Origin of the sequence: Corallococcus sp. NCSPR001 (assembly GCF_017309135.1) — a bacterium.
Taxonomy (GTDB): Bacteria; Myxococcota; Myxococcia; order Myxococcales; family Myxococcaceae; genus Corallococcus.
In genome coordinates this window covers 6908298-6920242 of sequence record NZ_JAFIMS010000002.1, presented here as the reverse complement: position 1 = coordinate 6920242, position 11945 = coordinate 6908298, and the positions used below count along the sequence as shown (strand labels likewise).

The 11945-nt window shown below is 70.2% G+C and carries 14 protein-coding genes; 10 read left to right on the top strand and 4 right to left on the bottom strand.

Features of this window, described 5'->3' with window-relative positions; translation table 11 throughout:
• Nucleotides 1-5: 5 nt before the first annotated feature.
• From JYJ93_RS29820 to JYJ93_RS29805, 4 genes are all read right to left on the bottom strand, one after another.
• A complete protein-coding gene (locus JYJ93_RS29820; RefSeq protein WP_206797965.1) occupies nucleotides 6-1367 on the bottom strand; it encodes an ATP-binding protein in 1362 nt (453 codons plus the stop codon).
• Between the two features lie 7 nt (nucleotides 1368-1374).
• Nucleotides 1375-2055, bottom strand: a complete 681-nt coding sequence (locus tag JYJ93_RS29815) for a winged helix-turn-helix domain-containing protein (RefSeq protein WP_206797964.1) — start codon at nucleotides 2053-2055, stop codon at nucleotides 1375-1377.
• A 133-nt stretch (nucleotides 2056-2188) separates the two neighbouring features.
• A complete protein-coding gene (locus JYJ93_RS29810) occupies nucleotides 2189-2677 on the bottom strand; it encodes a hypothetical protein (RefSeq protein WP_206797963.1) in 489 nt (162 codons plus the stop codon).
• Nucleotides 2674-3546, bottom strand: a complete 873-nt coding sequence (locus JYJ93_RS29805; RefSeq protein WP_206797962.1) for a hypothetical protein — start codon at nucleotides 3544-3546, stop codon at nucleotides 2674-2676. The genes JYJ93_RS29810 and JYJ93_RS29805 overlap by 4 nt, the downstream gene beginning before the upstream one ends.
• A gap of 185 nt (nucleotides 3547-3731) precedes the next feature.
• Between JYJ93_RS29805 and JYJ93_RS29800 the strand changes: the two genes are divergently transcribed.
• The 10 genes from JYJ93_RS29800 (at nucleotide 3732) to glyA (ending at nucleotide 11936) form a co-directional block, all read left to right on the top strand.
• Complete coding sequence (locus JYJ93_RS29800; protein WP_206797961.1) at nucleotides 3732-4331, top strand: DUF177 domain-containing protein; 600 nt, start codon at nucleotides 3732-3734, stop codon at nucleotides 4329-4331.
• 58 nt (nucleotides 4332-4389) lie between these two features.
• Nucleotides 4390-4578 carry a 50S ribosomal protein L32 gene (gene rpmF, locus JYJ93_RS29795; RefSeq protein ID WP_014395447.1) on the top strand — a complete coding sequence of 63 codons (189 nt, stop codon included), beginning with the start codon at nucleotides 4390-4392 and terminating at the stop codon, nucleotides 4576-4578.
• A gap of 20 nt (nucleotides 4579-4598) precedes the next feature.
• The gene (gene plsX / locus JYJ93_RS29790; protein WP_206797960.1) at nucleotides 4599-5660 is read left to right on the top strand and encodes a phosphate acyltransferase PlsX; all 1062 of its coding nucleotides are present in this window, start codon (nucleotides 4599-4601) and stop codon (nucleotides 5658-5660) included.
• Nucleotides 5661-5704: 44 nt separating this feature from the next.
• Complete coding sequence (locus JYJ93_RS29785) at nucleotides 5705-6706, top strand: beta-ketoacyl-ACP synthase III (RefSeq protein ID WP_206797959.1); 1002 nt, start codon at nucleotides 5705-5707, stop codon at nucleotides 6704-6706.
• 28 nt (nucleotides 6707-6734) lie between these two features.
• Entirely contained in the window at nucleotides 6735-7673 is a 939-nt protein-coding gene (gene fabD / locus JYJ93_RS29780; protein ID WP_206797958.1) for an ACP S-malonyltransferase, read from the top strand.
• Complete coding sequence (fabG, locus tag JYJ93_RS29775) at nucleotides 7670-8419, top strand: 3-oxoacyl-[acyl-carrier-protein] reductase (RefSeq protein WP_120567731.1); 750 nt, start codon at nucleotides 7670-7672, stop codon at nucleotides 8417-8419. The genes fabD and fabG overlap by 4 nt, the downstream gene beginning before the upstream one ends.
• A 106-nt stretch (nucleotides 8420-8525) precedes the next feature.
• Entirely contained in the window at nucleotides 8526-8774 is a 249-nt protein-coding gene (gene acpP / locus JYJ93_RS29770; RefSeq protein WP_014395452.1) for an acyl carrier protein, read from the top strand.
• 85 nt (nucleotides 8775-8859) lie between these two features.
• Nucleotides 8860-10116, top strand: coding sequence for a beta-ketoacyl-ACP synthase II (fabF, locus tag JYJ93_RS29765; protein WP_206797957.1), 1257 nt, complete (start codon nucleotides 8860-8862; stop codon nucleotides 10114-10116).
• A 55-nt stretch (nucleotides 10117-10171) separates the two neighbouring features.
• Nucleotides 10172-10618 carry a ribose 5-phosphate isomerase B gene (rpiB, locus tag JYJ93_RS29760; RefSeq protein WP_206797956.1) on the top strand — a complete coding sequence of 149 codons (447 nt, stop codon included), beginning with the start codon at nucleotides 10172-10174 and terminating at the stop codon, nucleotides 10616-10618.
• Between the two features lie 61 nt (nucleotides 10619-10679).
• Nucleotides 10680-11936 carry a serine hydroxymethyltransferase gene (gene glyA, locus JYJ93_RS29755; protein WP_206797955.1) on the top strand — a complete coding sequence of 419 codons (1257 nt, stop codon included), beginning with the start codon at nucleotides 10680-10682 and terminating at the stop codon, nucleotides 11934-11936.
• Nucleotides 11937-11945: the final 9 nt, after the last annotated feature.

Sequence of the window (11945 nt, the reverse complement as noted above, 5' to 3'; positions counted from 1 at the left end):
CCATCCTAGCCCGTCGCCGCCGTCGGGCCAGCCGCTGAGGGTAGAAAAATGACGAAGGTGCTGCCCACGTTCGGCTGGCTCTCCACCTTCACCTCGCCGTCCATCGCGCCCATCAGGTGCTTCACGATGGAAAGGCCCAGCCCCGTCCCCCCCATGTCCCGGCTTCGGCCCTTGTCCACCCGGTAGAATCGCTCGAAAATCCGGGAAAGATGCTTGGGCTCGATTCCCACGCCTGTGTCGCGCACGCGCACGACGCACCGGCCGCCCTCGTACGCTCCGTCCACGTCCACCCGGCCGCCCTCGGGCGTGTACTTCACCGCGTTGTCGAGCAGGTTGAGGAGCACCTGCTCGATGGCCCGCCCATCGCCCAGCGCCACCAGCTCCGGCGGCACGTGCAACCCGATTTGCTGGTTCTTGCCCTCGGCCTTGGGGCGCACGCCCTCCGCGGCGCGGGAGACAGCCAGGGCCAGGGGCACCTCCGTGCGCTGGAAGGTCATCTCGCGGGCCTCCAGGCGGGAGAGCTCCAGCAGGTCCTCCACCAGCTCGGAGAGGCGCTCGGACTGACGGTGGATGATCTCCACCATCTTCGGCGCCACCTGGGTGTCCTGGAGCGCGCCGCCCTGGAGCGTCTCCGCGTAGCCCCGGATGGCGGTGATGGGCGTGCGCAGCTCGTGGGAGACGTTGGCCACGAAGTCCTTGCGCACCTTCTCCAGCCGGCGCAGTTCCGTGACGTCGTGGAAGACGGCGGCGCTGCCGGGCAGATCGCGCCCCACGGGCGTCACCCGCACGGCCAGGGTGCGGGAGTACAGGCCCTCGAGCGTCAGCTCCAGCCGCGTGGAGGCGCCTTCATGGCAGGCGCGGGCCACCGCGTCGTTGAGGGCCTCGTTGCGGATGAGCGCGAGCGGACGCTGGCCCACGATGGCGCCGTGGGCGGGCCGGAGCATCTCCGCGAGCGCGTCGTTGTGCCGCACCACGGTGCCCTCCGCGTCCGTCACCCAGAGCCCCTCCGCCATGCCGTCCAGCACGGCGGTGAGGATGCGCGCCTCCTGATTGAGCGCGGCGGCGCGCATGGACAGCTTGTCGTCCAGCGTGTCGATGGCGTCTTCCAGCTGCGCCAGGTCGTCCGTGCGCTCCAGGCCCGCGGGCGGCGCCACGTCCACGCCCGCCGCCAGCGACTGCGTCTTCTGGGTCAGTGCGCGAAGCTGGCGCTCCATGGCCACGCGGCTGGTGCCCAGGGCCAGCGCGGAGCCCGCCAGCGTGACGAGCCCCGCCGCGAGCGCGCCCGCCGGGTGCCCGAAGAGCACGAGCAGCGTCGAGACGAGCAGGGGAGGGACGAGCAGGGCCAGGAGCGTGAAGCGCAGGGGCATGGCGGCCTCACGGAGGGCTGAGCTTGTAGCCCACGCCGCGCACGGTCTCGATGATGTCGCCCGCGGGGCCCAGCTTCTCACGCAGGCGCTTGATGTGCGTGTCCACGGTGCGCGTGTGGATCTCGGCCTGGATGCCCCAGACGTCGGACAGGAGCACCTCGCGCGTCTGCACGCGGTCGCTCCGCTCCAGGAGCGTGCGCAGCAGGCGGAACTCCAGCGCGGTGAGGATGATCTCCTCGCCCTTCACCCGCACCTGGTGGCGCGACGTGTCCAGGCTGATGTCGCCCGCGGCCAGCAACGCGGCGGGGCCCTCCTCCGCGTCCGCGCGGCGCAGCACGGCCTTCACGCGCAGGAGCAATTCGCGCACGGAGAAGGGCTTCACCACGTAGTCGTCCGCGCCCAATTCCAGACCCTGGATGCGGTCCGCCTCCTGGCCCTTGGCGCTGACGATGACGACCGCGGCCTTCTTCAGCTCCGCGTCGCTCTTGAGCATGCGCAAGACCTCACCGCCCGCCACGTCCGGCAGCATCAGGTCCAGCAGCACCAGGTCCGGAGGATGGGCCCGCGCCCGGGCGAGGCCCCCCGCGCCGGTGTTCGCCGTGTCCGTTTCGAAGCCCGCCGCGCGGAGATTGTAGTCGACGAGTCCGGCCAGGTCCTGCTCGTCCTCGATGATGAGGATGCGCGCCATGAAGGTGCTCCCGCGAAGGGATGGAATGCGTGGCGTCCCGTAACAGATTCGTTCCGCCCCGCCCGGGACATCCATGTGACATCCATGCACCATGTCCGCTCGCCTCCCCGCCAGGGGACCGGCGCCCGGGGCGTCAGCGCGGAAACACCGGGTCGCAGGCCTGCGCGGTCAGCTCGATGGGGGCCGCCACCAGGGTCGCGTTGGTGCCGGAGTTCACCACGCGCAGGTAGTTGCAGGAGCTGCCCAGGAAGCGCGTGGGCGTGTCGGCCGTCAGCGCCTCGATGACGAGCGCGTAGTCGCGGCCCACCGGCACGTCCACGGAGAGCCCCATGGCCGCGCCGCCGGGAGCGGACGGAAAGCGCAGCGTGCGCCCCGTGTGGCCGTCCGCGTCCTTCAACTCCAGCAGGTCGTCCGGGGTCACCTGGGAGGACAGGCAGGTGCGCTGCAGCTCCGTGCAGTTTCGCTTCGTGCCGTCCTTCAACACCGCCACCTGGTAGGCGCCCACCTGACTGGCGACGGCGCGGCTCAAGGTGATGTCCAGGCCCAGGGGCAGGGCCTCCGGAGCGGCGTCCGGGCCGCAGCCGGACAGCAGCGCCAGCATCAGCAGGGTGGGGCGTCTCATGGCGCGGCGTCCTCCACGCGGATGGTGATGGGCACTCGGCCTCGCTCCTCCGACGAGGACAGGGCCACCACGCCGGCCGTGCCGCCAATGGCCACCGCGCCCACGGCCACCCAGAGCCAGGGGCTCTTGTACCAGGGGCGGCCCGTGCCTTCCGTGAGGGCCGCGGCGGGCGCGGTCTTCGACGCCACCTGGAAGAGGAGCGGGTGGAACGGGTCCCCGCGTCCGGCCAGGCGCCGCTGCGCCGCGTCCACGACCTCGAAGTAGTACTCCACCTCATACGGGCGGGACTCCACCGGCAGCTCATACGCGGGCAGCACGGCGAGGTGGTGCTCGGGCCGGGAACGGTCGCGCACGAAGTCCACCGAGGAGAAGCCCTGCGCCCCGGCGCGCCGGTAGAAGAGCCGGGCCCGCGCGCCCAGGGCCATGTCCCTCAGGACGGCGTCCACCTCCACCCGCTCGCCCGGCGCCGGGTCCGGGATGGGGTCCACCTCCAGGGTGACGGGGTGGACGCGGCGGTGGCGCAGGTCCTCCTTCAGCCTCTCGAAGAGGCCGCGGACCTTCGGCGGCGCGGAGCGGGGCAGCTCGAAGTCCGGCCGGGCCTGGAGCAGCTTCTCGTACGCCCCGCGCGCCAGGGCCTCGTCGCCCAGGTAGAGGGCGGTGAGCCCCTGCAGGCGGTAGAGCTCCACCAGCTCGTCATCCGTGACGTCGGGCGCATCCAGCCCGCCCTGCACCACGCCCAGGGCCTCCTGGAAGCGGCCGGCCTCCAGCAGCGCCTTCGCGGAGTCGATGGCGGGGCTCGTGGGGCCCAACTGGAAGAGGAGGGGAGACGGGGGAGGGGGCACACGGGCCTGCGCTGGCAGGGCGAGCATCAGCCCGAGCCCCCAGACGCGGAGTGCGCCCCGCCAACCTCGGGCGGGGGTGCGCATCAGAAGGAAAGCTAGCAGAGCGGTGTTGAGTGGATCCACGCGGCTCGGCTCGCGAGTCCAACCCGGCGTGTTGACTGACGGGGGGAGTCCCTCTATGTTGCGCGCCCTTTTGCCGGGAAGCCTTGTAGATGGTCGTAAAGATTGAACAAATCAAAGAAGCGGGGCTGACGCTCGACGAGCCCATCGCTCCCGGGCTCCTCAAGGAGGCCCTGGAAGGCCCCGGGTCCGGCGAGGACACCGGCTTTCAGGCGACCGCTCCGTCCACGCTCCACGCCACCCTGCGCAAGATCAGCGGGGGCGTGCTGCTGAAGGGCAACTTCACCGTCCACGCGGGCGCGCCCTGCAAGCGCTGCCTCACGGACGTGAAGCTGGACCTGCCCGTGGCCTTCACCATCAACCTGGTGCCGGAGTCCCTGGCCCGGGGCGACGACTTCAAGGACGACGACGAAAAGTCCATGGAGAAGAAGGAACGCACCCAGGGTGAATCCGCGGGCACCTTCGGACTGGACGACACGGACGAGCAGGTTTTCGATGGCAAGACGATCGATCTGGATCCGATCATCCGGGAACAGGTATTGCTCGCGCTCCCGATGAGCGCGGTCTGTCGGGAAGACTGCCAGGGGCTCTGCTCGCAGTGCGGCCAGAACCTCAATGAAAAGAAGTGCGGCTGCGAGCCGAAGGTCGTGGACCCTCGACTGTCGCCGCTGAAGAACATCAAGCTGAACTGACGGTCCCTATGCCCCTCGCAGGTCGCGAGGGGGGACGGGTCCGATGCCGAGGTGAGCCGTGGGAGTTCCCAAGAAGCGGACGTCGAAGATGCGCCGGGACCGTCGTCGGGCCGGCAACAACAACCTGCGGACCCCCGTGCAGGTCATCAAGTGCTCCAAGTGCAAGGAGCCCGTGATGCCGCACCGCGCCTGCGCGGCCTGTGGCAACTACGGTGGCCGTGAGGTCATCGCGACCGCCGCGGAGTAGTTGAAAGCGGAAGGCTGCCGGTGCGGCTCGTCCTCGACGCGATGGGTGGCGACCACGCCCCCGACGCCGTCGTGGACGGGGGCGTGCTGTTCGCGCGAGCGTATCCCGGGCACGAACTCGTGCTGGTCGGGGACGCCACGCGTGTGCGCCCTGTGCTGGAGCGTGCCGGCGCGCCTCCCAACGTGTCCCTCCACCACGCGTCCGAAGTGGTGGAGATGGACGACCCCGCGACCGCCGCGTTCCGGCGCAAGCGGGACTCCTCGCTCCGGGTGGGCTTCGAGCTCGTCCGGCAAGGGGAGGCGTCCGCCCTCGTGTCGGCGGGCAACTCCGGCGCGGTGATGGCCGGTGGCATGTTGACGCTCGGCCGGATCCCCGGCGTGGAGCGTCCGGCCATCGCGGCCCTGTTCCCGGCCCTGAAGGGCGAAGGCCGCTGCCTGCTGCTGGACGCGGGCGCCAACGTGGACTGCCGCCCCTCGCACCTGGCCCAGTTCGCCGTGCTCGGCGAGGCCTACTCGCGCACGCGCCTGGGCGTGAAGCGCCCCCGGGTGGCCGTGCTCTCCAACGGCGAAGAGGAGTCCAAGGGCACGCAGCTCACGCGGGACGCGAGCGCGTTGTTGCGCCGCTCGGACCTGGAGTTCGTGGGCTACGTGGAGGGCAAGGACCTGTTCTCCGGCGACGTGGAGGTCGTCGTGACGGACGGCTTCACCGGCAACATCGTCCTCAAAACGTCCGAGGGCGTGGGCATGGGCATCACCGGCCTGTTGCGCTCCGCCATCGAGAAGCGCGGCGGCCTGCCGGAGAAGCTGGGCGCGCTCCTGCTCAAGCCCACCCTGGCGGGGCTGCGCCGCGTCATGGACTACGCCGAATACGGCGGCGCGCCGCTCCTGGGCCTCCAGGGAGTGGGCATCGTCGCGCACGGCCGCTCCTCTCCCCGCGCCATCCACAACGCGCTCGTCACCGCGCTGCAGCATGTGCGGGTGGGCGTGCAGGAAGAGCTGACGCGTTGCATCGCCAACGCCGCCGCCTGGCTTCCTCCCCACCAGCGGGGAAGGAAGGCGGACGGGGACGAAGGGGCCGATTAGAGCGCGCCGGCCACGCGTTGGACTCCGACGACTCCGGAGGCCTCGTGGCACGCACGCACATCATCGGAACCGGTTCCTACGCCCCCGCTCAGGTCCTGACCAACCAGGACCTGGAGCGCCTGGTGGAGACGAGCGACGCGTGGATCCGCGAGCGCACCGGCATCCAGGAGCGCAGGCAGGCCGCCCCCGACGAGGCGACGAGCGACCTGGCGGTGAACGCCTCCCGCCACGCGCTGGAGATGGCGGGCGTGGCGCCCGGCGACCTGGACCTCATCATCGTGGGCACCGTCACCGCGGACATGCCCATGCCGTCATGCGCCGCGCTGGTGCAGTCGAAGCTGGGGGCGAAGCGCGCCTTCGCCTTCGACGTGTCCGCCGCGTGCGCCGGCGGCCTGTACGCGCTGAGCGTGGCGGACCAGTTCGTGCGCTCGGGGCAGGTGAAGCGCGCGCTCGTCGTGGGCGCGGACCTGCTCACCCGCGCGGTGGACTGGACGGACCGCAACACCTGCGTCCTCTTTGGTGATGGCGCGGGCGCGCTGGTGCTGGGGGCCGAGCAGGACGCGGAGGCGGACGCCATGGCGCCCCGCGGCATCCTCTCCACCCACCTGCGCACCGACGGCGACCTCGCGAACCTGCTCTGCATCCCCGCCGGTGGCTCGCGCACCCCCGTCACCGCGGACAACGTGGATGCAAATCTTCACAAGCTCAAGATGAACGGGAAGGAAGTGTTCCGCTTCGCGGTGCGCGCGTTGGTGGAATCCACCCAGGCCTCCTTGGGGGCCCATGGAATGGATACGACGCAGGTGGACCACGTCATCGCCCATCAGGCGAACCTGCGAATCCTGGAAGCCGTGATGGAGCGGCTGGAGATTCCCAAGGAAAAATGCTGGCTCAACCTGCACAAGTACGGCAACACGTCGTCCGCCTCGCTGCCCATGTCACTGGATGAGGCGCAGCGCGCCGGCCGCCTCAAGCGCGGCGACGTCATCGCGATGATGGCCATTGGCGCGGGGATGGCGTGGGGCAGCGCGGTGGTGCGCTGGTAGGCAGGACGACACAAGGAAGGACCGCAACATGGCGAAGGTCGCGTTCGTGTTTCCCGGGCAGGGCAGTCAGGCCGTGGGGATGGGCAAGGACCTCTACGAGCAGTTTCCCGAAGCGCGGGCCGTCTTCGACGCCGTGGACGACGCGCTGCACGAGAAGCTCTCCACCTCCTGCTTCGAGGGCCCGGAAGAGGCGCTGAAGCTCACCGCCAACACCCAGCCGGCCATCCTCACGGTGTCGGCCGCGGTTCACGCGGTGTTCCAGAAGCGCGGCCCGGCCCCGGCGTTCGTCGCGGGCCACTCGCTGGGCGAGTACTCCGCGCTGGTGGCCGCGGGCGCCATGGACCTCCAGGACGCGGCGCGGGCGGTGCGCGCGCGCGGCACCTTCATGCAGGAGGCGGTGCCCGTGGGCACGGGCGGCATGGCCGTCATCCTGGGCCTCACCCCGGACGCGGTGAAGGCCGCCTGCGACGCCGCGGCGGAAGGGCAGGTCGTCTCCCCGGCCAACTACAACTCCCCCGAGCAGACGGTCATCGCGGGCCACGCGGCCGCGGTGGAGCGCGCGGGCGCGAAGTGCAAGGAGGCCGGGGCCAAGCGCGTGATGCCGCTGCCCGTCTCCGCGCCCTTCCACTGCGCGCTGATGGACCCCGTGAAGCCGCGCCTGGCGGAGGTGCTGGCGGGCGTGCGCATCAGCGCGCCGTCCGTGCCGGTGGTGAGCAACGTGGAGGCCCGGCCCAACGCGGACGCGTCCCGCGTGGTGCCGCTCTTGCTGGAGCAGGTGAGCGCGCCGGTGCGCTGGATTGAGTGCGTGGAGTCGCTGAAGGCCAACGGCGTCACGCACGTGGTGGAGCTGGGGCCGGGCAAGGTGCTGGGCGGGCTCATCAAGCGCATCACCAAGGACATCGAATCGTTCAACGTCGAGAACGCCGCGACCCTGGAGAAGGTGCTCGCCGCGCTGGGGGCAGCATGAGCGGTTTCAAGGACAAGGTGGTGCTGGTGACGGGTGGCTCGCGCGGCATCGGCCGGGCGTGCGCGCAGGCCTTCGCGAAGGCGGGCGCGTCCACCGTGGTCATCAGCTACGTGGGTAACGAGGCCGCCGCGCAGGAGACGGTGGGGCTGCTCCAGCAGGCCGGCGCGAAGGCGGAGGCCGTGAAGTTCGACCTGGCGGACACCGCCGCGTGCGCGGGCGCCATCGACGGCGTCGTCAAGGCACACGGCCGGCTGGACGTGCTGGTGAACAACGCGGGCATGGCCATTGACGGCCTGGTGATGCGCGTCAAGGACGAGGACTGGGACCGGCAACTGGACACCAACCTCCGGGGCGCCTTCGCGCTCATCCGCGCCGCCAGCCGGCCCATGATGAAGCAGCGCTCCGGCGCCATCATCAACATCACCTCGGTCGTGGGGGAGATGGGCAACCCGGGGCAGGCGGCCTACTCGGCGGCCAAGGCGGGGCTCATCGGCCTGACCAAGTCGGTGGCCAAGGAGCTGGCCACCCGGAGCATCCGCGTCAATGCCGTGTCCCCCGGGTTCATCGGGACGGACATGACCTCCCACCTGGACGACGAGCTGCGCCAGAAGATGGTGGGCGGCATCGCGCTCGGCCGCCTGGGCAACCCGGAGGAGGTCGCCGGGGCCGTGGTGTTCCTCGCGAGTGATGCGGCGTCCTACATCACCGGCGAGGTCCTGAAGGTCAACGGCGGCATGTACATGTAAGCCAAGGTTGGATTGCCGCCGGGCGTGGGATATACCGCGCCCGCCTTGAAGACGGCCCGCGACTCAAAACGGCGGGCCCCATCTGGAGCTGGAGGGTTCTGCACGTATGTCCACCACCGCAACCGACGTGGAAACCAAGATCAAGTCCATCATCGCCGACCAGCTCGGTGTGGGTGAGGATGAGATCAAGCCCGAGTCGTCCTTCATCGAAGACCTGGGCGCGGACAGCCTCGACATCGTCGAGCTGGTCATGGCGATGGAAGAGGAGTTCGAGGTCGAGATTCCGGATGACGAGGCGGAGAACATCAAGACCGTCGGCGACGCCGTGAACTACGTGAAGACCCACAAGAAGTAGGCAGTCGCGACACCCGGAAGTCCGGGGCCTGGGGAGCGTCCTCACCGGCGCTTCCGCGCCCCATCGCGGTCAGCGGAGAAGAACAGTGTCCAACCGTCGAGTCGTCATCACCGGAACCGGCATCATTTCTGCGCTGGGCACCGGCACCGAGAAGAACTGGCAGGCGATGCTGGCCGGGCAATCCGGTATCAGCACGATCACCCGTTTCGACCTGGGGAAGCTCGACGCGCGCATCGCGGGCGAGGTGAAGGACTTCCAGCCCGAGCAGTTCATCGACAGGCGCGAGGTGCGCCGGATGGACCTGTTCGCCCAGTACGCGATGGCCGCGGCCGACATGGCGGTGAAGGAGTCGGGCCTGCCCATCGGCCCGGACGCGCCCCATGGCTACCTCCCGGAGCGCGTGGGTGTCATCGTGGGCTCCGGCATCGGCGGCATCTCCTCCCTGGAGGAGCAGCACCGCAAGGGGCTGGAGAAGGGGTTCGACCGGCTGTCGCCCTTCTTCATCATCCAGATGATCGTCAACATGGCGCCTGGGCTCATCTCCATGCGCTACAACTGCAAGGGCCCCAACTGGGCCCCGGTGTCCGCCTGCGCCACCAGCGCGCACGCCATCGGCGAGGCCTGGAAGTCCATCCGCCTGGGTGAGACGGACGCGGCCATCGCCGGCGGCGCGGAGGCGGCCATCACCCCCCTGGGCATGGGCGGCTTCTCCGTGATGAAGGCCCTGTCCACGCGCAACGACGACCCGGCGCGCGCCAGCCGTCCCTTCGACAAGGAGCGCGACGGCTTCGTGATGGGCGAGGGCGCGGGCATCGTCGTCCTGGAGGAGATGGAGGCCGCGAAGAAGCGCGGCGCCAACATCCTGGCGGAGGTGGTGGGGTACGGCGCCAACTCGGACGCGTACCACGTCACCCAGCCGGCCCCGGAGGGCGAGGGCGCGGCGCGCTGCATGCGTCTGGCGCTGGCGTCCGCGGGCATGCGGCCGGACGAGGTGGGCTACGTCAACGCCCACGGCACGTCCACGCCGTTCAACGACGCGAACGAGACCAAGGCCCTCAAGGCCGTCTTCGGCGAGCACGCGCGCAAGCTGGCGGTGTCGTCCACCAAGTCCATGACGGGCCACATGCTCGGCGCGGCGGGTGGCGCGGAGGCGGTGGTGAGCGTGCAGGTGCTCACCAAGAACGTGCTGCCGCCCACCATCAACATGACGTCGCCGGACCCGGACTGCGACCTGGACTACGTGCCCAACACGGCGCGCGACGCCCGCGTCGACGCGGTGATGAGCAACTCGTTCGGCTTCGGCGGTACCAACGCGGTGCTGGTGTTCAAGCGCTTCAGCTGACCGCCCTTGGGGCCCCGCCCCAGGGGCGCGGGCCCCGCTTCTACGGAGTCCGGCCGTGAAAGTCATCCTCGCCTCCGACCATGCGGGCATCGAGCTGCGCCAGGAACTGGTGGCGCTCCTGAAGGAGCGCGGCACCGACTTCCAGGACCTGGGCCCCCAGACGCGCGAGTCCGTGGACTACCCGGACTTCGCCTCCCAGGTGGCGCAGGCGGTGGTGGCGGAGCAGGGCACGCTGGGCGTGCTGGTGTGCGGCACCGGCATCGGGATGAGCATCGTGGCCAACAAGCACCGGGGCATCCGGGCGGCCCTCTGCACCACCGAGTTCGAGGCGCGGATGACCCGCGCGCACAACGACGCCAACGTGTTGTGCCTGGGCCAGCGCGTGGTGGGCGCGGGCGTGGCGCGCGGCATCCTGGAGGCCTTCCTCTCCACCGCCTTCGAGGGCGGCCGCCACGAGAAGCGCGTCCAGAAGATTCGCGACGTCGAGGCCCAGCAGCGCTGAGGCCTGGCAGGCGTCCCTGTGAAGCAGTCCCCTTCGTTTCGTACGCCAGGAGGCAACCCCCATGGAGAACACCCGCACGCTGTCCCAGGTGGATCCTGAAATCGCCCAGGTGCTCCGGCACGAGACGGAGCGTCAGGAGGAGGGGCTGGAGCTCATCGCCTCGGAGAACTTCGTCTCCCCGGCGGTGCTGGAGGCGGTGGGCTCTGTGCTCACCAACAAGTACGCGGAAGGCTACCCCGGCAAGCGCTACTACGGCGGCTGCGAGGTGGTGGACGTGGCGGAGAACCTGGCCATCGCGCGCGCGAAGGAGCTCTTCGGCGCGGACGCGGTGAACGTGCAGGCGCACTCCGGCAGCCAGGCCAACATGGGCGCCTTCATGGCGCTGATGAAGCCGGGCGACACCATGCTGTCGCTGGACCTGAACTCCGGCGGCCACCTCACCCACGGCGCGGCGTTCAACTTCTCCGGTAAGCTCTACAAGGTCGTCCACTACGGCCTGTCCCGCGACACGGAGACCATCGACTTCGCGCAGGTGGAGTCGCTGGCCCTGGAGCACAAGCCCAAGGTGCTGGTGGTGGGCGCGAGCGCGTACCCGCGCACGCTCGACTTCGCGAAGTTCCGCGAGATCGCCGACAAGGCGGGCGCCGCCATGCTGGTGGACATGGCCCACATCGCGGGCCTGGTGGCCGCGGGCGTGCACCCGTCGCCCGTTCCCTTCGCGGAGATCGTCACCACCACCACGCACAAGACGCTGCGCGGCCCGCGTGGCGGCATGGTGCTGTCGCGTGAGGCCTACGCGAAGACCATCAACAGCCAGATCTTCCCAGGCATCCAGGGCGGCCCGCTGATGCACGCCATCGCGGGCAAGGCGGTGGCCTTCAAGGAGGCGCTGTCGCCGGAGTTCAAGACGTACCAGAAGCAGATTGTCGCCAACGCGCAGGCGCTGGCGGAGGCGCTGAAGTCCGCGGGCCTGCGGCTGTGCTCGGGCGGCACGGACAACCACCTGATGCTGGTGGACCTGCGCGCCAAGAAGCTCACCGGCAAGGTGGCCGAGGACGTCCTGGGCAAGGCGGGTATCACGGTCAACAAGAACATGATCCCCTTCGACCCGGAGAAGCCCACGACGACCTCCGGCGTCCGGGTGGGCACCCCGGCCATCACCACGCGCGGCATGCGCGAGGCGGAGATGGCGGTGGTGGGCCGGCTCATCGGCCAGGCGCTGGACGCAGCGCAGGACGACGCGGCGCTGGCGCGGGTCAAGGGGCAGGTGAAGGAGTTGGCGCAGGGCTTCCCGCTGTACGCCTCGCGGCTGAAGTAACCCAGGCCC

Excerpts from the sequence above, each read along its gene's own strand:
- JYJ93_RS29815 (WP_206797964.1), bottom strand. The coding sequence starts at position 2,055 with ATGGCGCGCATCCTCATCATCGAGGACGAGCAGGACCTGGCCGGACTC.
- JYJ93_RS29810 (WP_206797963.1), bottom strand. The coding sequence starts at position 2,677 with ATGAGACGCCCCACCCTGCTGATGCTGGCGCTGCTGTCCGGCTGCGGC.
- JYJ93_RS29820 (WP_206797965.1), bottom strand. The coding sequence starts at position 1,367 with ATGCCCCTGCGCTTCACGCTCCTGGCCCTGCTCGTCCCTCCCCTGCTC.
- JYJ93_RS29800 (WP_206797961.1), top strand. The coding sequence starts at position 3,732 with ATGGTCGTAAAGATTGAACAAATCAAAGAAGCGGGGCTGACGCTCGAC.
- fabG (WP_120567731.1), top strand. The coding sequence starts at position 7,670 with ATGAGCGGTTTCAAGGACAAGGTGGTGCTGGTGACGGGTGGCTCGCGC.
- glyA (WP_206797955.1), top strand. The coding sequence starts at position 10,680 with ATGGAGAACACCCGCACGCTGTCCCAGGTGGATCCTGAAATCGCCCAG.
- fabD (WP_206797958.1), top strand. The coding sequence starts at position 6,735 with ATGGCGAAGGTCGCGTTCGTGTTTCCCGGGCAGGGCAGTCAGGCCGTG.
- acpP (WP_014395452.1), top strand. The coding sequence starts at position 8,526 with ATGTCCACCACCGCAACCGACGTGGAAACCAAGATCAAGTCCATCATC.
- JYJ93_RS29805 (WP_206797962.1), bottom strand. The coding sequence starts at position 3,546 with ATGCTCGCCCTGCCAGCGCAGGCCCGTGTGCCCCCTCCCCCGTCTCCC.